Source organism: Thalassospira sp. HJ (assembly GCF_000948415.1).
GTDB lineage: Bacteria > Pseudomonadota > Alphaproteobacteria > Rhodospirillales > Thalassospiraceae > Thalassospira.
Genome location: NZ_JYII01000012.1, coordinates 677,348 through 699,361 on the forward strand (window position 1 = coordinate 677,348; position 22,014 = coordinate 699,361).

Below are 22,014 nucleotides of genomic sequence, written 5' to 3' on the forward strand. Positions count from 1 at the left end.
GATTGTTTTCCTGTTTGCGATCGAGATCGTGTTTCTGTGTGACATGCTGCGCCAGTCGCTTGTTCACTGCAAAATCGTTGATCGCAGTGCCGAGGCCGATCAGGCCTATGCCAGACTATCGGCCCGCCCGCATGAAAGCTGGCCAAGTGTGGATGTCTTTATCCCCAGTTATAACGAACCGCTTGATGTGCTTGAGCGCAGCATTGTTGGCGCGCTTGCAATTGATTACCCAAACAAGACGGTCTGGGTGCTTGATGACGGCAAGCGCGACTGGCTTCGCGATTTTTGTGAGGAAAAGGGTGCAAAATACCTGACGCGCAAGGATGGCAGTCACGCCAAGGCGGGTAATGTGAATAATGGTCTTGCGCATTCTGATGGTGATCTTGTCTGCATATTTGATGCAGATTTCGTTGCCTATCGCCACTTCCTGAAACGGGTTGTCGGGTTTTTCGAAGACCCGACAATTGGCATTGTCCAGACGCCACAGCATTTCTTTAACAAGGATCCGATGCAGCGCAATCTTTGGATTGCTGATCGTTGGCCCGATGAACAAAGGCTGTTCTTTGATCACATCGCGCCGTCGGTTGATGCCTGGGATTCGATGTTTTGTTGCGGGTCCTGCATGGTCATGCGGCGCAAGGCCCTCAATGACATTGGAGGGGGGGCAACCGCATCGATTACCGAGGATATCCTGACCTCGCTTGAGATGCTGCGCAAAGGTTATCGCACGCGTTACCTCAATGAGAAGCTGTCGATCGGGCTCGCTGCCGAAAGCCTTCTTGCCTTTCATACCCAGCGCGAACGTTGGTGCCAGGGGGGTATTCAAACGCTGTTTCTCAAAGCCGGTCCGCTGGGCCCGGGCCTTTCACTTTGGCAGCGCATCTTGTTGTTTCCGATCTATTGGGTGTTTCATATCCCGGCCCGCTTGCTGGTGATCATGATTCCGATATTCTATTTCTGGTTCGGATTGCAACCGCTTGAAAACGCCCGAAGTTGGGAGATTTTCTATTGGCAATTGCCGGTGCTGATCGGTGGTTGGGGAACAGCACTTTGGCACAATGGCCGGCAGGCCTATCCCATTGTCAATGAGGGGCCAGCGGTGCTGGTGTCGCTCCGGCTGTTTCCAATCGTCGTATCCTCGCTGATCCGGCCATTTGGCCGCCCGTTCAAGGTCACCCCCAAAGGATCGCAGTCCGGGGTGGGGAATTCGATGAATGAGGCAATCATTCTTGGTGTGCTGTTCGTTCTGACGATTGGCGGGTTCTTCTACAACATCAATACCGATGTCCGGATCATTGATAATGCCGACTTCCTGGCGGTTGGCGGTCTTTGGGCCGCGGTCAATTCGCTGACGCTGCTTGTCGCGATCCTGATCTGCTTTGAAAGCCCGGTGCAACGCCAACAGGAACGTTTCCCGATCACCCTGAAAGCACGGGTCAGGGCTAATAAGTATGAACAACCGCTTGATATGACGATTATCGACATGTCGCTCGGCGGTGCGCGGATGATGTGCCCGGCTGACGGTGTTGACCGCGAGAAGTTCCAGAAAGGCGCATCGATTCAGCTTGTTGCCGATGAACTGCCACCTCTTGATGCGCGACTGGCGCGTGCCTTTGTCAATGATCAGCAACAGCTGGTTCTAACCCTTGATTTCACGCCTGAGCCAGAGGGTGAGGTGCGTGATGCCCTGATCCGTGTGCTGTACACAAGCGGGATTGATAACGTGTCAAAGCCTGCTGGCAGTGTCGCGCTTTGGGGCGCGTTGTTGCGCCGAATATTTGGTCGGGGGCCAGTGAAGAGTTAGGGGCACAACGGCCCCTGATAGGTGCTTAGCTCAATGCGTCGATGTCGGCTTCGGAAAGGGCTGCGGGCACGATGGTAAGCGGCAGGCGGAGCTGACCGACCGTGTCGCTTTTGGTGAGTGCCGTAATCAGCGGGCCGGGGCCGTCACTTGTCGTGCCGGCAGCCAGAACCAGAATGGAAATCTGTTCTTCTTCATCAAGAAGGTTCAGCAATTCGTCCTTGAGACGGCCCTCACGAATAAACAGAAGCGGCATACTGCCGGTTTGTTCATGAACATAGGCGGCAAGTTCGTTCACGCGTGATTCTGCCTCATCCCGGGCTTCTTCCTTCATCAGGTCGCCAACCGCCATCCAGTGCTGGAATTCGGCAGGTTCGATGACGCTGAGAAGCGCGACGCGGCCGCCGGTATGTTGCGCACGACGGCAGGCATAACGCAGTGCCTTGGTCATTTCATCGCTGTCATCCACGACAACAAGAAATGTCCTGTTTGAGGTCGCGCGGAGTTCCTGATCGGCGTCAAAAGAAGGCATATGGGTTCTCTGAACAGTTGCACTCAACCGCTGCGGCACTGAACAGATGTGGGACTGTTGTTACGAGCGGACAGTCAAATTGTGCCGCAACTCAATGCCGGTTTCCAAGTGATTTTTGGTAATCGCGACAAAGATTTATGCGTTGCGTTACCCGGGGAAATAATGCTGCATCTGCGAAGTCGCAAGGTGCGAAGCGCTGCTACCATGCGCTGATCGCGCCAACCCGGTGTTAGCGTTTGCGGAACGCGACACTGGCAATCCAGCCGGCAACCACGGCAATGATCACGGCAATAATGCCGTAAAGTGCCGAATAGCGATGCGCAAACTCATAGACCTCGGCGCTGACCCCGGTTTTGGATACCACCAATGGCGTTGTTTTCACGCTGGCAACGCCGCCATCCCGGATCAGGTAGACATTGATGGTATAAGTGCCGGTCGGGGTATTGGCCGGGAAATGAATGTCGGTACGAAACAGCTGATTGGACAGGAAGCTGATCTTGGCCGGGCGTTCGCCAAACAGGCCGGCACTTTGCATGTTGCGCACCAGTGCCTCGCGATAGACTTTCTGATCGCTGTCGTTCAGCTTGCTCTCCGGCACAAAGCGCAGATTTTTCAAACCAATACGGTAATCCAGCAATACATCGGCCGGCGCGATGATATCCATCGGGCGGTTGGCTGCGCTGGTATAGTAGGCGGGCACGTTTTTATAGCGTGCGCTCTCACTATTGACCCAGATGCCGACTTTACGTTCCTTCTTGCGCACCACCATGTCCTGGTCCGGGCCACGCACGGTGACGATCACATCGCCTTCATCCTCGACCGCCCCAAACAGCAAAACATTGGTCCCGGTAAAGCCTGTTGTGATGGCGACCAGATGGTTCGACAGGTCCACAACCAGCGGATCGGCAGCGGCCTTTTTGCTCAGTCCGCCAAGACCGAGAATAGGCGCGATGCCAAGTGCGACAATCGCCAGAAGAGCGCGTGAGGACACTGTCATCACAGATCCCCCGGCATGACGGAATAAAGATCACTTGGCGCGATCACCAGATCAAACAGAAGCTTCAGACAAACTGATAACACCAGAAGGCCGAGCAGGGCGCGCAGATGTTCGGCCTTAAGCCGTGCACCAAACTGCGCGCCAAATTGCGCACCAATGACGCCGCCAATCAAAAGTAGAATGGCAAGGGCGACATCGACGGTCTGCGTTTGCACCGATTGCAGGAAGGTCACGTTGGCGGTGACAAAAATAATCTGAAACAGAGATGTGCCGATCACAACCCCGGTCGGCATCCCAAGCAGGTAAATCATCGCCGGCACCATGACGAAACCGCCACCGACCCCCATCAGGGCCGTCAGCATGCCGACAAAGAAGCCAACGGCAAGCGGCAAGAGCGCGCTGATATAAAGCCCCGAGCGATAAAAACGCATCTTGAAGGGCAGGCCATGGATAAAGCTGTGCTGGTGCTTTTTGGATCGGCGGATTTGACCGCTACGGCGCCGGGTGCGGAAGATCGCACGGGTCGCCTCAAACAGCATCATGCCGCCGATGATGCCAAGGAAGATCACGTAGCAGAGCGAAATCACAAGATCGATCTGCCCAAGCGACCGCAGCCAGGCAAAAACCCAGACACCGACAGTCGATCCGACGATACCGCCTGCAAGCAGAACCAGCCCCATCTTGAGGTCGACATTGCCGCGCTTCCAATGGGCGAAAACGCCAGACACGGAAGATGCAACAATCTGGTTGGCCGCAGTTGCCACCGAGACAGCCGGGGGAATACCATAAAAGATCAAAAGCGGGGTGATCAGAAAACCGCCGCCAACGCCAAAAAGGCCAGACAAAAAGCCGACCCCGCCGCCCAGCCCAAGGATCAGAAATATATTTACCGATATCTCGGCAATCGGGAGATAGATTTGCATCGCGGGCAGGCTAACAGCGTTTGATTGATTGTTATTGTTCAGTCTAACATATTGTGCAAATGCAACAATCGCCAATTGGCGCTATATCGGACCGGTTTCGTATTTTTTATAAGGTTTCTCATGTCGTCATCTTCAAGTGGTCCCCATGATGCAATTCTCGACGCGCGTGGCCTGATGTGCCCGATGCCGGTGCTCAAGGCGAAAAAAGCGCTGCGCGACGTCACTGAAGGTGGGGTTTTGAAAGTTCTTGCGACGGATCCCGGCTCTGTGGCCGATATGAAATCCTTTTGCGAGATGACGGGAAACCTCCTGATATCATCCGAACAGGATGGCGATGTGTTTGTCTATCACATTGAAAAAGTCGGTGCCTGAGACCCGATTATAAAACGCCCCACAATGAAAGACTCCCGAATGGCACCAGCAACACCTGATTTGACCTGGTTGGATTGTGACTTTGACGATCTGTCGGCACGTCACGTGCACAGCCTTCTAAAGCTCCGTCAGCAGATTTTTATCATCGAGCAGACTTGTATCTTTCCCGATATCGACGGGCTTGATCCTGTGTGCCGGCATGTGATCGCCTATGAGGGGGATGATGTTTTGGCAGCGGCCCGGATTGTTGCGCCAGGAATTGACCCCGACCACACTGCACAAGGCGACCGTCCGGCGATCGGGCGTGTAGTCACCAGCGAACGTTTGCGCGGGCAGGGGATTGGACGCGAAGTGATGCGGCGCGCGATTGCGGCTTGCGAACAGCAATTCGCAGGAAAGCCGATTTACCTTAACGGCCAGCTATATCTTCGTGATTTTTATGAAAGCCTTGGCTTTGTGCAATTCGGTGCCGAATATGACGAAGACGGTATTCCCCATATCAGCATGGAACGCCCGGCGGGTTAGGTCACAACAAGAAAGAACTGACCAGCGGCAACTAGCGCACGCCGCTGGTTGCCATGCCAGTAAAGAATTCAAGCTGCCAGTTCATGTCATCTTCACTCAACGGATATTGATTGCCGCTGCGTGGGTTAAGGGTTTGGCTGGGCGGGACATGGCCCAGCTTAATCTGAATTTTAACCGCCAGGTCGGCCGGAAGGCCCGCTTTCCACGCCAGTGACACAACGCCCTTGGCCGAATGGGTGTTAAGCACCTTGGTCACCGCATCTGGAGAGATGCCAGCAAGAACCGCAAGGGATGCACGGGCGAATTTGACGTCATTGGCAGCCAACGCCTTTGCGACTTCCTGATCGGTGAGCTTTTTCTTGGCATGCATGGCCAGCGCCTTTTCAAAGGCCGGTTCGCCTTCTTCCTCATCGTCGTCTGCGACAACACCTTTCTTGTCGGATTTCGGATCTGGCTTATTGGCCGCTTTGCCTTTTTCCTTTTCGGCCTTGATCTTTTTCGCGTCAGTCGCGACATCGTCGCGCTTTTCGAACTCCCCGGATGCAATCCGGCGCTGCACGACTTCGCGGACTGCCTCAAGCTGGTCCTTTTTAAGATCCTTGCGACGTTCGAGCACACTGATCAGGTTTTCAGCAACAAAGCGCGCCAGTTTACCGGCCGCGGTCGGCGTCAGGCTTGGACGTTCAACAAGGGGTTCATGCCATTCCGGATAATCCGGTGCACGGTCGATCAGCTGATCAAGTGTTTCTTCGCGGATTTGGGCAGACTTGTTGCCCAACAAATGCGAAATTGCATCCTTGTCACTGCTGGCTGCAATCGCATCGGCAAGCTTTTCGCCAACATTTCGGCGGCGCGAGACAAAGCTAAGCGCGCCACGGCCAGAACTGCCTTCGATGATTTCAAGAAGGTCGTCCTCGGTCAGAACCGGGGAATATTGCAGGACAGGACCACAAACAACACTTTCGGCATCACGGGCCAGCTGTTGAATAATCGGCTGCGGTGCGTCGGCAATGTCCTTGAGGGTTTCTGAAATGACCTGACGGACATGGACGGCCTGGTCACGGACAAGTTTATCGAGCGCCTCATAGGTCAGGCGGCGCAGTTTGTCGCTTTCGTTCGGGCTGAGCCCCGCCGACAGCTTGGCAATTTTTTCAGCCAGGCTGCCACGGACACTGTCATCCGTATCATCGGTCAGAAGAACGTCGGCCTGTACCGGAGTTGCTTCGTTGGCAGCGATGTGGCGACGAACTGAGGAGTCCTGATCGGTTGCGAGGAAATAAAGGATTTCCGGACGCGTATCATGGCGCTGTGCCAGCTTGCCACGGACGTCTGCGTCCGGGCTTGCTGCCATTTCCTTGGCCTCGTCATAGGTAATTGGCGTTTCGCTTCGCTTGTTAAATACCCGCTGCAAAAACCCTTTCATCGGGCATTCCTCCTAATCTTCGATTTTTGCCGGATCTTTTGATCCGGGTGCGGCAGCGATGCCAAAACGGCCTTTGCCAACTTTCTTGACCTGATACATGGTCTGATCTGCGCGTTGCACAAGTTGTTCAAGTGTTTCTCTTGAATCCGGATCATGAACGGCAATCCCAACGGATATGCCCAGAGGATGTTGGGCGTCACCGGAATATTGGCCAAGAACAGCACTTTCCTTCATCAGCGTCTTTGCGCGACCCGATGCCGCGTTAATATCGGCACCTTCCAGCCACAGAACAAACTCGTCGCCGCCAAGGCGGGCCACCAGATCGGCCGGGCGGACATTATCAAGCAGGACCTTTGTCAGCGCGAGAATGGCGTCATCACCGGCCTGATGGCCATGGATGTCATTGACCAGCTTGAAGTTATCCATGTCGACATACATCAGCGCTGCTGGCGCATTTTCGCGGCGCAGGCGGCTGTGGCGCCGTTTGAGTTCTTCAAAGAAGGCACGGCGGTTCAAAAGACCGGTCATGCCATCGGTACGCGACAGGGTCAGAATGCGTTCGTGTTGAATGGCCTGTTCAATGGCGATGCCGACCTGATCGGAGACCTCTGTCATGATCGCGCGTTCGCCATCGGTCGGTTCGGGATGGTCGGCATCAAACATGAAGATGACTGCGCCATTGTTACGCTGATGATAATGGCAAAGCAGGGCCAGAATCCGGTATTTGCCGATCTGGGCTTCGAATGTTTCGTTGGCACCTTGCAGCTTTGCAAGCGCCTGCTGGGCAATTTCGTTGGCACCTTTGTCTTCGTCGCCTGCGGCCAGTTCCATCTCGCCGGTTTCATCATTGCGCTTGAAGATGATGCAATATGAACAGGCAAGCGCGCGCGTACTGGCCTCTGATGCGCCTTTCAGGACAAGAAGAGGATCAATCTCGTCACGCATGGTACGCACGATATAGGTCATCAGCCGGTCACGGTTACGTGCTGTTGCGACTTCGCTTTCGCGGCGGCGCTGCTCGGTAATGTCATGAGCAAGGCCACGGGTTCCGATCCAGACGCCCTCGCGGGAATAGACCGGTGTCGAGGAAACTGAAAGGCATGCGTCGCGACCGTTGGAGCGCCGGAACCAGATCGGCACGTCACGCACGGCCTTCTGGCTGCGAAACACGTGTTCGCTGTCCTTGTCCGCAGTATCAAGCAGGAAGTGTCCCGGAAAACGGCCGACAATGTCATCAGCGCGATATCCAAGAGCGCCGCGCGGGGAGACAAAGATGAACTTGCCGGTTTCATCGGTTTCCCAGGCAAAGGCGGATGAGACTTCAACAATGTCGCGGTAGCGCTGGCGCGAATCAATCAGCGCCTCGCGCAGGTTGCGATCCATGCTGACATCGCGTGGCAGGATCATGACCTGGTTTTTCGTGGTCGGCAGGGCCGTCAGTTCAAGCGTTGCCGTCCCGCGCTGGACCTCAAAGGTCATCATTTCAACCACACCACCCGGTGTGGTTAGGGTCCGGCGGATCAGCTGATAAATTTCGGGGAACAGGCCATCGCGAATGCCGTTGGCAAAGCCGATGGCGTTCTTGTTGGCAAAAAGCGGTACGCCATGAGCGTCCATGACGATGACGGGGGCTTCGGCCTCTGCCATGACTTTCGGGTCAAGGGTAAAGACATCCGCATCGTAGTGGGTCAGGTCTTCTGTCACGTCTGTTTTCTTGTTCTGGGGGTCCACGGGATGACGGGAAGTCATGCGCGTCCTCCTGTTGTGGTCGACGCGGTCTGCTCGTTTGTGTCGGCACTGCTGGTCGGGTTTACGATATTGGTTTTGTGATAGTCATCATCACTGCCGATCGTGATCGGCGGGCCAAGGTGATAGCCCTGACCGTAATCAATACCCAGATCACGCACCAGCTCGTAGCTGGCCTGATCGTGGATCATCTCGGCGATGGTGCAAATGCCCAGATCCCGGCAAAGCAGGGCAGTTGCCTTAAGAAACGCACGACCCTTGGGGTTGGCAAGGGCGGTACGCATTGCACCACCGTCAAACTTGATGATGTCGACATCAAGGGCACTCAGATATTCAAAGTTGGCCGCCCCGGCGCCAAAGTCATCAAGACAGATTTCATGGCCACGTTCGCGCAGCATCTGAAGGCCGTTATTCACATCAGTCAGCCCGCGAATGCGCGAAGTTTCGGTGACCTCGAACAACACATGTTTTGGGGCAATGTCATAAGAATCAAGCAACTCGATCAGGGCTGGCATGAAGCCAGCCTGCTCAAGAGAATGGCCCGAAAGGTTCACCGCAACCGGGTAGGGGATGCTGTCGGGATTGTTGTGCAAATGATCCAGAACCTTGCTGCACATTGCCAGATCGAATTCCGTGATCAGGCCGGTGCCCTCGGCAAAGTGAATGATCTGATCAACCGCAAGCGGGCTTTCGCCGATGTTAAAGCGTGCCAGTGCCTCGAAATGGTGCATTTCCCGACTGCCGAGATGGACAATCGGTTGCAGGGCGACAGCAAAGGAGCCGTTTTCAACAATTTCACGGAAGGCGCGCACGGATTTCAGCGTTTCATTGATCAGGTGCGGCAGACTTGCCGACAGGCGGGCAGCGGTGACATCATTCTGCGCCTTGCGCTGCATGCGGTTCAGCGCATAGGCAACCGCGCGCGTCAGGTTGGTTTCGCGGTCGTTTTCATCATTGTCGGTGTCAAAATGATGGATGTTGCGGGCACTTTCATAATCCGTGCCAAACAGATCGTTTGTCTTGGCTTTCTTGCCCGTTTTGTCTTTTGTGCCCGGACCATTGGTCAGCGACATCAAACCGTCAATGTTATCAACCGGGGCAGGTTCGGCAATGTCTTCAAGATCAGCACGCAGCGCACTGGCATAGGCCACAATACGGCGTTCAAGCTCGATCATCGGTTCATCGACCGGGTGTATTTTGGCGTGCTTTTCCGAAGGTTTGGGTTCCTTGACGGCAGATGAGCTGAACTGCTTGGCGCCAATCCCAATCAGGCGGGCAAGCTCGTTGGTGGCCGCTGTTTCGGCCTGTGACCGCGATGCCGCCAGGTTTTCAAGCACGACCAGTGCTTCGCTATGATAGCTCATGGTGGAAATATCGCCGACCGAACCGGTCTGGTTGGTCTCGGCATTCATGTTTTGGCGAATGACGGCATTTTGTAAAATGATGCGATCAATGCCCGATCGTGCGCGTGGGCGAATGGCACGATGGCGGGCAGCGATGTAATAGCGGCTGGAAGGATCGGCGATCATATAACCGCTAAGCGATAGGGGAACGGCTTCCTGCACAGGTTTGCCGTCGGATTCGCAAAGCTGAAAATCAAGATCGAGTTCTTCGAGGCGTTTCAGGCCGCTGCCGCCGTGAAGATAGGCACGCAGGAGCGGGCGTTCGGATTTGACAACGATCTTCTCGAATGCTTCGCCAATCAGGCGGTCCGGCGTGCAGCCCAGAAGGCTTTCGGTCGCGCCAGCGACAAACAGGATATAGCCGTTCTCGTCGACCTCAAGAAGCATGTCGGCCCAGCAGAAAGCCATGGCTGCCAAAAGATCTTGGTCATTCGTTTCCGCCGAATAGCCGGTATTGTCTGTCATTTGCGAACCGTCATCGTAAGCCGCCCGATTATTTTTCTTCTAAGCCGCAGCTTTGCCTATCTCTAATAAATAGCGATCTTACAAAGGATATGAAGGATTTGCACTCGATATGGCAAAAAAAACATCTCCCTGACAGAAGATCATTTTTTCAACAAAACGCAACCATCAAACCATTGCTCGTTATTAGCCGTTGGTATGGACCTAAATACCACCATCGAATGGGGTTTTGCGACATTATGGCTTGATGTTTTTTGGATTGTTCTATCAACTCTGAGTGGGGGCGATTCCTTGCGCTTTCCATTTCCTGTCCAGAAAAACGTATCAACAGCCTAGTGAGGTCGCTGTGTCGAGCCGAAACATCAATCGCCGCCGGTTTATCAAATCTGTTCTGATGGCAAGTAGCGCTGTCGCCTTGGTATCCAAATTCGGGATCAAGAATGCGCGCGCATTGGAAAATGTTTCGGTGGTTGTTGTTGGTGCCGGTATTGCAGGCCTTGGTGCGGCAAGCATGCTGCGCAAACACGGTGCGACCGTGACAGTGCTGGAAGCCAAGGACCATACTGGCGGTCGTCTTTTGACTGATTGGTCGATGGGCCCTCCGTTTGAGGTTGGGGCAGGCTGGATCCACGGACCATCTTCGGATAACCCGACAAAGCAGCTAGCGGATGCGGTTAACGCGCAGTATGTCGTGACCGACGACGAAAACGCGGTTTTCTATGATCTCAATGGTTATGAGTATGACGAGGATGAAGTCGAACGCATTGTCGATGCGTGGGAAGGCGTGCTTGAGCATATCGACAACACCTATGAGGTGAATGATCCACGCAGTCTGTTGCAGGCGATCAAGGATTACCGCCCGGCGTATCTTGATGATCCGGGGATCATGTGGGTCTTTTCCGCCTTTACCGAGTTTTCAAAGGGCGGGGCGATCGAAAAGCTTTCAGCACCCTTGTTTAACTGGGATGAAGCGTTTGACGGCGCGGATGTTGTCGTGACATCCGGTTATGATGAAATCCTGAAACCCCTGAAAGAGGGGCTTGATATCAGGCTTTCTCACGCGGTGTCTGACATCAAATACAGTGCGGAAGACGGTGTTGTGATCAGAACCGACAAGGGTGCTTTTGAAGCCGATTATTGCATCTGTACGGTGCCGCTTGGTGTGCTGAAAGCGGGCAACATCACCTTTACTCCAGAGCTTCCCGGCGACTATCGCGAGCCCATTGCAAAACTTGGTTTTGGCAGCGTGACAAAGCTTGCGCTCAAATTCGAAGAACCGTTCTGGGATATTGAAACCCAATATTTCGGCATCACGACAGAGCCGAAAGGCCGCTGGAATTATTGGCTGAGTTACCGGACTTTCTCCGATGAGAACATTTTGCTTGGCCTGAGTGTTGGCGATTACGCCCTTGTTGCAGATCGCATGTCGGACGCGGAAATGGTTGAGGACGCACTCGAAGTGCTGCGCACAGTCTGGGAAGATGATGTTACCGAGCCCGTTGAAGTTCTGGCAACTCATTGGGCGACGGATCCCTATACGCTGGGGGCTTATGCCTTCCCGCAGCCGGGCAATAGAAAGTCCGATTTTGACGGCTTGGGAGAACCGATTGCTGATCGGCTGATTTTCGCAGGTGAACACACGATCTTTGATTATGCCGGGACGACGCATGGGGCCTATATGACTGGCCTGCGCGCAGCGGAATACATTATTGATGAGGAAGGCTAGGGGATTGGGCGTGGCCGATCAGATGCGTATCTGATCAGGCTGCATTGTGATCTGTCTTGCGGGACTCCGTCACGTCACGACGGCTGTGCTTTTGATCATACATCGCGTCGTCGGCTTGGCGGATAAGGTCGGCGATATCGCATTTCGCGCGATAGGCGGCATGACCGAAGCTTGCCTTGATCGACAGTGCCTTGCCCTGCCAGATCAGTGGGAAACGCGCCGTTGCCTTTTGAAGCTGGGCAATGCGTTTTTCGGCTGCGGCCGGGTTGCTGCCCGTCATCAGGATGGCGAATTCATCACCGCCAAAACGGGCGACAAAATCATCAGATCGCGTATGGGTGCGCAGGTTCTGACCGAAGTGGCGAAGAACCGCATCCCCGGCAGCATGGCCATGCACATCATTGACTTGCTTGAAGCCGTCAAGATCGGCAATCACCAGAAGACCGCATTCATCGGTACGTGCCGCGCGCGATATCGCCTCGCGTGTGCGGCGCATGAAACCGCGCCGATTATACAGCCCGGTCAACTCGTCGGTTTCGACCATGAGTTCAAGCTGACGGATACGGTTTTGTTGCTGATCAAGGCGGGTCTGCATGTCACGGGCAAGATCAACCAGGGTTGAAAGCGCACTGCGTTGTTTGCTTTCGTCCGTTTCTTCGGTCGCACGGTTGTTGATTGCTGTCTGATGCTGAAAATCAGCAGCAAGCTCGATCAACAAATCTATTTGCGACTTTTCCATTGGCTGTCTTGTTATCAATGACATTGAATGACGAAACCCTTACAAGGGGTGGAACCATTCTATCTTTCATGGCGTTACAAGAACATTAACGCGCATGAGGCGTATTTGTGACGAAGCACTGTCGATCACGTAAAGGAGCACGACGGATGAAAAACCTTTTTGGGGCCGGATTAACGCGGAAAATCGCTGTTGCTGGTGTAGCTCTGGCGTTGGCAGGATGCTCGTTCCTGCAGAAAGAAAACTTTACGGTCGGTGGTGAAATTACTGATCAGGGTCAGGAATGCGTGACGTTCCGTGCCGAGGACGGAACGCTTTATGCACTAGCCAACAAGGCAAGCCGTTTCCGCCCGGGTGACAAGGTGCGTGTAACAGGCCATCTGGCCCTGATGACAACCTGTACTGAGGCCACAACCCTTATCGTCGACAAGATTGTTCTGCTTGCTCCGGCTGATTGATCTCCGATCTAGTGACCCGTTGCAAAACAATCCGTGCCGTCAGCTTTCAGCTGGCGGCATTGTTTTTGCGCAGACTCGGAGTTGTCAAACCCGACCAGTTGCAGTCGGTGATAAATCCCCTGACTGCCAAGATCGGCTGACACGATCTGCTTTTCGTGGGATTTGCTGAGCTCCGGGTAGCGGATGCTGAAGCTCGCCCAATAGGTTTCTGCGGTAAAGGTATCGCGAAATGCACCAAGCTGGATCAGGAAGTGGCCATTGCCTGCCGGTGCGCTTGCAGGCGTCGGTGCCGCTGTCTCAACCGGTGTTGATGGCGGTGTGCTTTGTACGGCTGCTACAGGCCGGTTTGGCGCAGGTATAGGTGCTGCTTGAACAGAAGGCGCACGAACAGGTGTCGCAACAGTCTTTGGAGCCTGTCGGTGAACCGGGCGAAGCGGCGTTTGACCGGTGATGACGCGTTGGTACTGATCGGCCAAAGAGGGGATTTCAGTTTGCTCCTCGATCCGAGTTTCCGTCGGGATCGTGCCAGGCAGGAGGCTTACCGGGCCATTGCCCTGTTGCACGCTTGAAGCGTGGGCTGGCAGATCCGTCGGGATAATGTCGATTCCCGTTGGTCCGGTATCCGGCGTCGCAGTTTGCGCCACGGCGCTGACACCCGATAGTGAGATTGCAACCAGCGCAGCCCCCAAGATGCCTGCAGTATGCAGACCACCCCGCATTTTGTCATAGCCAAATACCAGTGACGCGCAGGTCACACGGCTTGGATATGTGCGGGGTGGGGGATGCATTCCTACATCTCCGTGCGCGGGCCATAGGCGTGGCGGTCCCGCAGGATCTGGTCATTATTGCGCAGGCGTTCCATGGCTTTGCCAAAGACGGTGTCTGGCGCATATTGACCATCAGAACGATCGCCAGATGCCATCCCGGTCAGCAATTCAATCGCATCATTGATGTGCTCAACCGTCCAGATGTTGAACTTGCCTTGGCGAATGGCCTGAACAACTTCTTCGCGCAGGACAACGTTTTCCGCGTTCGCAGACGGGATGATCACGCCCTGATCGCCTGTAAAACCCTGGTCGGCACAAATGCGATAGAACCCTTCGATCTTGTGCGAAATGCCCCCAACCGGTTGGGCCTGACCAAACTGGTTCATCGATCCTGTAACGCCTACATTCTGGCGCATCGGGATGTTTGAAACAGCGGAGATGATCGCGCACAGTTCCGCCATAGAGGCCGAATCTCCCTCGATCCCGCCATAGTTCTGTTCGAACGTGACGTTACAGGCAAAGGAAAGCGGGAAGTCCTGCGCAAAGCGTGACTTGAGAAAACCTTCGATGATCATGACTGACTTTTGCTGCAGCGGGCCCGACATATCGACCATGCGTTCAATATTCAGCACGCCAAGGCTTCCGACGTAGGAGCGCGCAGAAACACGGGCCGGAAGGCCAAAGGCATGATCGCCGTAATCAAGCACTGTTAGCGCATTGACCTGACCAACGATGCTGCCAAAGCTGTCGATCAGGATTTCACGCCGTTGAACCCGTTCATGTGATCGGTCTTCAAGGCGGGAATTGCGATGGCGTCGTTCTTCGATCGCACGCCGGACATCCGCGGCCCGGATGTTTTCGCGGCCTTCGGCCTTGCTAAGCGCAGCGGCCTCGATCGCGACATCTTCGACCCGTTCGATTTGGGCGGTCAGTTTATCACGCTCGCCAGCCCAACGGGCAGCCTGGCCAAGCAATTGCCGGATCGCGCCATTGTCGACCGGAATCCCCGAACGCGAAAGTGCGGATGCACGTAACAAACCGGTATAGACCGAAATGTTGCGCCCCGCTGCGGGCATATCGGCATCAATATCGGCCTTCACGCGGAAGTGGTTTCGGAAATCCACATCAAGCGAGAAAAAGGTGTAATAGAACTTCGGTGCGCCAACGATCACGACCTTGAGGTCAAGCGGGATCGGGCGCGGTTCTGGTGCACCTGCGGTCGGTGGGCCACCCTTGTGGGTTTCCTCGATACGGATTTCACGGTCACGCAGTGCCGCCTTCAAGAAGCCCCAGCATTCTTCATGCTCAAGCAGGCTTTCCGCACGCAACACCAGAACACCGCCATTGGCACGATGAAGCGCGCCCGGCTTGATCAGACTGAAATGCGGGTGCATGCCACCACCCATCGGGCGGTACTGGATTTGTCCAAACAGGTTGTCGTAACTCGGACTTGGTTCCAGAACGACGTCCGGGTGATTGTCCCGCGAATGGTCAATCAGCAGATTGACCGCATAGCGATCATCGACGGTTTCAGGGATTTTGCCATCGCCGCTTTCAATGGCGGGTTGGTCACTGGCTTCCTCAAACGCGTCGATGTTATCGAGAATGTCTTTTTCAAGCGCCTCGAACCACGCCTTGAGGCCGGGGCTTGTGAATTTGTCGCGAAGTTTCTTGATACGTGGCTTCAAAACCACCTTGGCCGCACCGCGGCGCAGGCTATCAAGCGTATCGGCAATCTGCTCTTCAAGGTCGCGGGTCGAAAGCAGCGTCTTGCGGGCTTCCTCGGCGACATCTTCAAAGGCGTCTTCGGCTTCGTGGCGGCGATCCTTGGGGATTTCATCAAGTGAAACCGGTTCGCCGTCCTCGTTCAACGCAACGATCATCACGCCTTTTTCGTTTTCCTGAACATCGAGGCCGCGTTCACGCGCATATTCACGCAGTGCATCGAACTTTTCACGCAGCTGCGCGCGTGCTTCTTCGGTCTGGGTCTGGGTTTCGGTTAGATGTGCCGGTGCATTGAAGGCGGACGCAAAGGCTTCACGCAGATGCGTGATCAGCGTTTCCATCGCCGAAAGCAGCTTTTGGCCCTGACCAGCCGGAAGGGCATAGGGGCGCGGACGATTGGTGCGCGAGAAATTGTTCAGATAGACCCAGTCATCCGGGGCCTCGCGTTCTTCCATGGCCTTGTTGAGGTAATCGAGTGTCGCCGTCATGCGACCGGCGCGATCCAAACCAAGAACAAAAATGTTGAAACCGGGTTCGGACATCGAAAGTCCGAATTTAAGAGCCTCTGCCGCGCGATAGTGCGATGAAAAATCAAAAATTTTCGGCTGTTGGTCTTTGTGTGGGCTGCGAATACGGAAATGCGGGAATCCGCAATCTTCTGCGTCAAGGCGGGAAACTGGCATCTGCTGACTTTCTGCTGCCCAAGATACGAATCAAGCAGGGGAATTTTGCCCCTCTAGGGTCAGGGCCTACTAATTTGGTTCGAATGGTCTTTCAGATTTGTGCGGATGCGCGAAGCGAAACCGCAGGAAGATGGATATCTTTCAAGGTTTTGCGACAAAGCAGCCCGTGCAAATCTGAGCGATCCGAAGGACAGAGCTTATATTTGCGAACTCCCGCGTAAATCCCTTGTGCGGGATGCCGACCCGCCCAGCGGGACTTTCCTTGGATTTCACAAATATAAGCTCTGCCATTCAAATCAAATTAGTAGGCCCTGACCCTGTCATATCTTGGAAGCAACGCATTCGCGGGGTCAAGCGTTGCGTGCGGAAATAATTGAAATGACAACAAGAACCGTATCTTGGCAGAAAATCTCAAGTGGTTTCAGGATATGTTGGAAAGGCGCTTTAGATAACGGCAGCGTTGCCGAAATCACTGCTTTGAAGCAACCGGTCAATTGTCTGAACGCCGAGGCGCAAACGTTCGGGAGATCTTTCGGCGCCAAAGGCCAGTCGCAAGCCACGTGGAACCGGCCCGACCGAGAATTGCTGTGCCGCTGTCAGAAGCACACCGTTATTGGCGGCATTCATTACCAGTTCGCCGGTATCGATATGTTCGGGGAGCTCCAGCCAGATGTGATAATTCGTCGGATGGAAGCGGATGTCATAACCCTTAAGCGTGCCAAGAATGATGGCAAGGCGCTGGGCGGCTGCTTCGCGGTGCCAGGCTTCGAACTGCGCAAGGCCACCATCCATAATCATGCGGGTAACAAGTTCAAGATTGATGGTCGAAACCATCCAGCAGGTCGAACGGATCGCACTCGCCAGCTTGCCAATCATTTCACCCGGGGCATGGATGTAACCCACGCGCAAACCGCCGCCGATACTTTTGGAAACACCATCAAGGTAGATGCTGCGTTCTGGCGCAAAGCAGGACAGGGGCGGCGGGGCGTCCGGATCGAGGAAGTGATAAATGCCATCTTCGATCAGGGTCAGATCATATTTGCGCAGGATTTCAGCTATTTCGATGCGGCGCTGCTGGCTCATGGTGCTGCATAACGGATTGTGCAGGGTCGGCATCAGATAAATGGCGCGCGGGCTTTGGGTGCGGCACATGTTTTCCAGTGCATCGGGGATGATGCCCTCGTCATCCATGGCGACACCGCGCAGGCGGAATTGCAGCAAATTGGCAAGGCTGCGCAGATTGGGGTAGGTGAGCTCTTCACACAGAACAAGATCACCCGGGCGGACGGTCGCCAGCAATGAAACCGTCATGCCGTGCTGAACGCCGGCCGTCGGCAACACGCGATCAGGATTGTCATCAAGGCCGAGCCGACCTGCGGCAAAGGCCAGTGCTTCGCGCTGATGGGCGACGCCATATTCCGATTTGTAGGACACCATGTCGTCTGTCGTCATGGTGGTGGCGACATCCAGCAGGTTCTCGCGAATACGGCCTTCCTGCGGTGGCAGGGGGCAATTCATCCGGAAATTGATTGGTCCGGTTTCTTCAGTGTCATTGGCTGATGGAGATTCTGATGGGGCGGTGCCGGTGGATTTGGCCAGTTGGCCAATATTGTTGGTAAATGCCATCGGAATAGGGGCGCTGGCCGCCATATCAAGTTCCGACTGGATGTTATCAAGGACATAGGTTCCGCGGCCAACTTCGCCCGCAACAAGTCCAAGGCGCTCTGCCTCACGATAAGATCGGGTGATTGTCCCGACCGTCACGCCAAGCTGATAGGCGAGCTCGCGGTGGGTGGGCAGTCGGTCTCCCGGTTTGAGGGAGCCGTCTTTGACTGCGGTGCGGATGGCTTGCGCGATCTGTCGATAAACAGGACCACCAGCCTCATCAAGTTTCGGGAACCATATTGTCATGGTGACAATGTTTAAATTGACACAATCACAATGTCAATGACAAAACAATATCGAGACAATTCACCGAAAGGAGATGGAAATGGTAAATTGTAACGATACAATCCAGATTCCCGGCATTCATGTCAATGATCGCGCAAATGCCGATGGCAAGCCGGGCGTAAAGCCGGCGACCTGGCGTGCAGCGATCACTGGTATGGTGATCTCCATGGTCGAATATCTTGCGTTGCTTCAGGCCCGTGCACGCGACCGTCATGCTTTGCAAAAGCTTGATGACCAGATGCTTAAGGATATTGGTGTGACACGCGCAGACATTGAACAGGAACTGGCAAAGCCGTTCCTGTCCGACTTCCCCCGGCGCGGCTAGCCACCGCCGCGTTTGACGGAGGCACTTTGCTCCCATTGTGCCTCCGTTCGGCGGGAAGCCGCCAAAAATTCAAATTGTCACGATGTTGATCGATCAGGGATACAATAGCATGTTCAATACAAGTGAATTGCGTGAGGCGGCGGATTTTGTGCATCAATATGTTGCGCCGACCCCGACAATTCAGTGGCCGCTGCTTGATCGCGCGACCGGATTGTCCCTGTATGTCAAACACGAAAACCATACCCGGCTGGGGGCGTTCAAGATCCGCGGTGGGCTGACCTTTTGTCGCTATCTTGCCAAATCGGTCGATGTGAACCGCGGGATTATCTCGGCGACCCGGGGAAACCATGGCCAAAGTCTTGCCCATGCCGCCAGCCGGTTTGGTATGCCCGCGACGATTATTGTCCCGCATCGTAATTCCGTTGAAAAGAATGCCGCCATGCGCGCCTGGGGTGCGGAGGTGATCGAACATGGTCACGATTTCCAAGAGGCCGCCGAATACGCCAAGACGCTTGCTGCCAGCGAAGACCTTGTGATGGTGCCGGCGTTTCATCGGGAACTTGTCCGTGGTGTTGCGTCCTATGGGCTGGAGCTGTTTGATGCGATTGCGGGGCTGGATCGGGTTTATGTGCCGGTTGGCATGGGGTCAGGAATTTCGTCACTGATTACGGTGCGCGATGCCTTGGGACTGAAAACCGAGATTATCGGCGTGGTCGCAACCGGGGCTGATGCCATTCGCCAGTCATTCCTTGCCGGCGAAATCATTCCGACACCGACAGCCAAAACCTTTGCCGATGGTGTTGCCTGCCGAAGCCCTGACCCAAATGCGTTTGAAATCATCAAGAACGGTGCGGCGGATATCGTTGCCGTCAGTGATGAGCAGATTGCCGATGCCATGCGCCTTTATTTCAGTTCGTGCCACACAATTGCCGAGGGTGCTGGTGCCGTGCCACTGGCAGCCGCCATTGCACAGCGTGAAAGCAATATCGGCAAGAAAGTCGCACTTGTGTTGACCGGCGCGAATATTGATCGTGCCGATTATGCCCGCATTCTTTCGGGAGAAAACAAATGAACCGCATTTCAAATCGTTCATATGACAGCCCCACTGTCGATGAACGTCATCTCATGTTTGATGACCTTGAAAAGCTTGGCCGTATCCTTGTCGAGACAGGCGATATCGCGCACAGCTTCATTCAGGGTGCAGAAGACATGGATGTCACCAGCCGCGATTTCTCTGCCTTTGACCCCTCGCGCCCCATGCCGGGGCAGGGACGCGGTGCACTTGATGCGTTGCGGGCAGCGAATGAAGAAATTCTGCCGCTGCTCGCCGCATCAATTGGTCCGAGATATCTTGGATTTGTAACTGGCGGCACAACGCCAGCCGCCCTTGTGGGTGATTGGTTGGCCAGTGCAATTGATCAGAATGCCACTGGGCCGGAAGGATCGGTTAATGCCGCTGTTGAAGAACAGGTCATCAACTGGCTCTGTGAGTTGGGTGGGGTGCCATCGGATCGGTTTGATGGTGTGCTGACAACCGGTGCGACGGTTTCAAACCTGTTGGGATTGGTCGCCGCCCGGCAATGGTGCGGTGAGCAGATCGGTGTGAATGTTGATGCAGATGGCGCCAGCGTTTTGCCCAATCTTGAGATTTTTGCCGCCAGCCCGCACGCCAGCATGGTTAAAGATCTGTCGATCACCGGCATTGGCCGCAACAACTTTACCAAGGTCGCGACAAAGCCCGGATCGGAAGAAACCGATATCGGAGATTTGAAGGCCAAGCTTGCTGCCAGTTCGTCGCGCGCCAAGATTGTTATTGCATCTGCCGGGACGGTTAACGCGACGGATTTCGATGATCTGAATGCGATTGCCGATTTATGTGCGGCCTATGGTGCCTGGCTGCATGTGGATGCCGCGTTTGGTTTCTTTGCTGCCCTTGATGATCGTCGGGCACACTTTACCCAGGGGATTGAACGGGCGGATTCCATCACCTCGGACGGGCACAAGTGGCTTAATGTCCCTTATGATTGCGGGATATTCCTGACCCGGCATATTTCTGTGCTGGAAACCTGCTGTCGTGCCTTCGCGCCGTATCTTGATACCAAGGCGGATGGCAATAGCTATATCAATCGCGGTGTTGAGAATTCCAGACGGTTCCGCGCCTTGCCGCTCTGGGTGATGATGATGGCCTATGGCCGTGACGGGATTGCATCGATCATTCGTGCCAATTGTGATCAGGCGGCAAACCTTGCTGCATGGGTTCGCACCCACGAAAAGCTTGAACTGCTGAGTGAGCCGAAGCTCAATGTGACGATGTTTACGTCGCATGGCAGCGATGATGACAATCGCGCCTTGCTTGAGCGCATCAATGCGACCGGAAAATTGTTCTTGACGCCAACTGTGTATGGTGGACGGTTTGGTTTCCGTGCAGCCTTTAGCAACTGGCGAACCCGCGATGAGGACCTGATGGTCGTCAAGCAGGCGATTGAAACGGTCTTGTCATCGACTGCTGAAATCACCGATAAGCGATGAAAATTAAAGCCTTGCGCATCAAACATGTGCCGAGTTCAGGATAATATGATGACGACCCAGACCTTGCCGATCTATCAGATCGATGCCTTCACCGATGTTCCGTTTGCCGGCAATCCGGCCGCAGTTGTGCCGCTATCACGCTGGTTGTCTGATGACGCGATGCAAAAGATCGCGATGGAAAACAATCTGTCGGAAACGGCATTCTTCGTGCCGTGTGAAGGGGAAGAAACCGATTTTCACATTCGCTGGTTCACACCAACCGTCGAGGTGCCGCTTTGCGGGCATGCGACCCTTGCAAGTGCGTCCGTGATCTTCAATCAGCTTGGCTTTGAGGGTGATCTGATCAAACTGCAAAGCCAAAGCGGGGTTTTGACGGCCCATCGTGATGGCGAGGCGATTGTCCTGAATTTCCCGAAACAACCGATCAAGGCAGAAACTGTATCAAGCGACGTGATTGACGCACTTGGCGGGGTGATGCCGGTTGAGACATTTGGCGTGGTTAGCCGCGATACCGATATCGTGGCGGTCTTTGATGATGCATCCATTGTTCGCAACATGCGCCCGGATATGTCGACCTTGGCGAAACTGGCCGACCGCGGTGTGATCGTGACAGCACCGGGTGATAAGACCGGGCTTGATATGGTTTCGCGCTATTTCCTGCCAGCGCTAGGCATCGACGAAGATCCGGTGACGGGTTACATGCATTGCGTGGTTGCGCCCTATTGGGCCGAAAAACTTGGTCAGGTTGATGTTGTTGGCTATCAGGCATCTGCGCGTGGCGGCGTGGTTGCCTGTAAAGTCGACGGTGACCGTGTTCATCTGAAGGGGGAGGCGGTGCTATTCCTCAAAGGTGAAATCAGGCTTCCGGCATAGATCATCCGATCGCGGATAAGGTCACATTCAAAATGGCGGGCAGTATCGCGATTGTCCG

The 22,014-nt window shown here is 54.8% G+C and carries 19 protein-coding genes; 9 read left to right on the forward strand and 10 right to left on the reverse strand.

Annotated elements, in window-relative coordinates; all coding sequences use genetic code 11:
- Positions 1-28: 28 nt before the first annotated feature.
- On the forward strand, positions 29-1,804 hold the full coding sequence (locus tag UF64_RS12045) for a glycosyltransferase (protein WP_152630681.1): 1,776 nt from the start codon (positions 29-31) through the stop codon (positions 1,802-1,804).
- Positions 1,805-1,829: 25 nt separating this feature from the next.
- On the opposite strand, the gene UF64_RS12050 is transcribed toward UF64_RS12045, so the two are convergent.
- From UF64_RS12050 to UF64_RS12060, 3 genes are all read right to left on the reverse strand, one after another.
- On the reverse strand, positions 1,830-2,333 hold the full coding sequence (locus UF64_RS12050; protein WP_044828764.1) for a universal stress protein: 504 nt from the start codon (positions 2,331-2,333) through the stop codon (positions 1,830-1,832).
- 229 nt (positions 2,334-2,562) lie between these two features.
- Positions 2,563-3,330: a TIGR02186 family protein gene (locus UF64_RS12055; protein WP_044828765.1), complete on the reverse strand. Its 768-nt coding sequence runs from the start codon at positions 3,328-3,330 to the stop codon at positions 2,563-2,565.
- Positions 3,330-4,253: a sulfite exporter TauE/SafE family protein gene (locus UF64_RS12060; protein WP_044828766.1), complete on the reverse strand. Its 924-nt coding sequence runs from the start codon at positions 4,251-4,253 to the stop codon at positions 3,330-3,332. Before UF64_RS12060 ends, UF64_RS12055 begins: the two co-directional genes overlap by 1 nt.
- Positions 4,254-4,373: 120 nt before the next feature.
- Between UF64_RS12060 and UF64_RS12065 the strand changes: the two genes are divergently transcribed.
- The gene (locus UF64_RS12065) at positions 4,374-4,625 is read left to right on the forward strand and encodes a sulfurtransferase TusA family protein (RefSeq protein ID WP_044828767.1); all 252 of its coding nucleotides are present in this window, start codon (positions 4,374-4,376) and stop codon (positions 4,623-4,625) included.
- 39 nt (positions 4,626-4,664) lie between these two features.
- A complete protein-coding gene (locus tag UF64_RS12070; RefSeq protein WP_044828768.1) occupies positions 4,665-5,150 on the forward strand; it encodes a GNAT family N-acetyltransferase in 486 nt (161 codons plus the stop codon).
- 31 nt (positions 5,151-5,181) lie between these two features.
- Here UF64_RS12070 and UF64_RS12075 read toward each other — a convergent pair whose 3' ends face one another.
- The 3 genes from UF64_RS12075 to UF64_RS12085 are packed head-to-tail and all read right to left on the reverse strand — an operon-like array spanning position 5,182 to position 10,187.
- A complete protein-coding gene (locus UF64_RS12075) occupies positions 5,182-6,573 on the reverse strand; it encodes a DUF2336 domain-containing protein (RefSeq protein WP_044828769.1) in 1,392 nt (463 codons plus the stop codon).
- Between the two features lie 12 nt (positions 6,574-6,585).
- Entirely contained in the window at positions 6,586-8,322 is a 1,737-nt protein-coding gene (locus tag UF64_RS12080; protein ID WP_044828770.1) for a diguanylate cyclase domain-containing protein, read from the reverse strand.
- Positions 8,319-10,187 (reverse strand): EAL domain-containing protein, encoded by a 1,869-nt coding sequence (locus UF64_RS12085; protein ID WP_044828771.1) that lies wholly within the window; start codon positions 10,185-10,187, stop codon positions 8,319-8,321. Before UF64_RS12085 ends, UF64_RS12080 begins: the two co-directional genes overlap by 4 nt.
- 391 nt (positions 10,188-10,578) lie before the next feature.
- On the opposite strand from UF64_RS12085, the gene UF64_RS12090 reads away from it, so the two are divergent.
- Positions 10,579-11,910, forward strand: a complete 1,332-nt coding sequence (locus tag UF64_RS12090; protein WP_044828772.1) for an FAD-dependent oxidoreductase — start codon at positions 10,579-10,581, stop codon at positions 11,908-11,910.
- A gap of 34 nt (positions 11,911-11,944) precedes the next feature.
- Here UF64_RS12090 and UF64_RS12095 read toward each other — a convergent pair whose 3' ends face one another.
- Entirely contained in the window at positions 11,945-12,649 is a 705-nt protein-coding gene (locus UF64_RS12095) for a GGDEF domain-containing protein (RefSeq protein WP_044828773.1), read from the reverse strand.
- A gap of 146 nt (positions 12,650-12,795) precedes the next feature.
- On the opposite strand from UF64_RS12095, the gene UF64_RS12100 reads away from it, so the two are divergent.
- The gene (locus UF64_RS12100) at positions 12,796-13,104 is read left to right on the forward strand and encodes a DUF5818 domain-containing protein (protein WP_044828774.1); all 309 of its coding nucleotides are present in this window, start codon (positions 12,796-12,798) and stop codon (positions 13,102-13,104) included.
- 8 nt (positions 13,105-13,112) lie between these two features.
- On the opposite strand, the gene UF64_RS12105 is transcribed toward UF64_RS12100, so the two are convergent.
- The 3 genes from UF64_RS12105 to UF64_RS12120 all read right to left on the reverse strand — a co-directional run bounded on the left by UF64_RS12105 (position 13,113) and on the right by UF64_RS12120 (position 18,190).
- Complete coding sequence (locus UF64_RS12105) at positions 13,113-13,892, reverse strand: SPOR domain-containing protein (protein WP_082049730.1); 780 nt, start codon at positions 13,890-13,892, stop codon at positions 13,113-13,115.
- Between the two features lie 2 nt (positions 13,893-13,894).
- Positions 13,895-16,138: an ATP-binding protein gene (locus UF64_RS12110; RefSeq protein WP_235285046.1), complete on the reverse strand. Its 2,244-nt coding sequence runs from the start codon at positions 16,136-16,138 to the stop codon at positions 13,895-13,897.
- Between the two features lie 585 nt (positions 16,139-16,723).
- Positions 16,724-18,190, reverse strand: coding sequence for a PLP-dependent aminotransferase family protein (locus UF64_RS12120; protein ID WP_044828778.1), 1,467 nt, complete (start codon positions 18,188-18,190; stop codon positions 16,724-16,726).
- Between the two features lie 79 nt (positions 18,191-18,269).
- Between UF64_RS12120 and UF64_RS12125 the strand changes: the two genes are divergently transcribed.
- The 4 genes from UF64_RS12125 (at position 18,270) to UF64_RS12140 (ending at position 21,956) form a co-directional block, all read left to right on the forward strand.
- A complete protein-coding gene (locus UF64_RS12125; RefSeq protein ID WP_044829013.1) occupies positions 18,270-18,554 on the forward strand; it encodes a DUF1127 domain-containing protein in 285 nt (94 codons plus the stop codon).
- A 109-nt stretch (positions 18,555-18,663) separates the two neighbouring features.
- The gene (locus tag UF64_RS12130; protein WP_044829014.1) at positions 18,664-19,626 is read left to right on the forward strand and encodes a threonine dehydratase; all 963 of its coding nucleotides are present in this window, start codon (positions 18,664-18,666) and stop codon (positions 19,624-19,626) included.
- Positions 19,623-21,083, forward strand: a complete 1,461-nt coding sequence (locus UF64_RS12135) for a pyridoxal-dependent decarboxylase (RefSeq protein ID WP_044828779.1) — start codon at positions 19,623-19,625, stop codon at positions 21,081-21,083. Before UF64_RS12130 ends, UF64_RS12135 begins: the two co-directional genes overlap by 4 nt.
- A gap of 48 nt (positions 21,084-21,131) precedes the next feature.
- On the forward strand, positions 21,132-21,956 hold the full coding sequence (locus UF64_RS12140) for a PhzF family phenazine biosynthesis protein (protein ID WP_044829015.1): 825 nt from the start codon (positions 21,132-21,134) through the stop codon (positions 21,954-21,956).
- Positions 21,957-22,014: the final 58 nt, after the last annotated feature.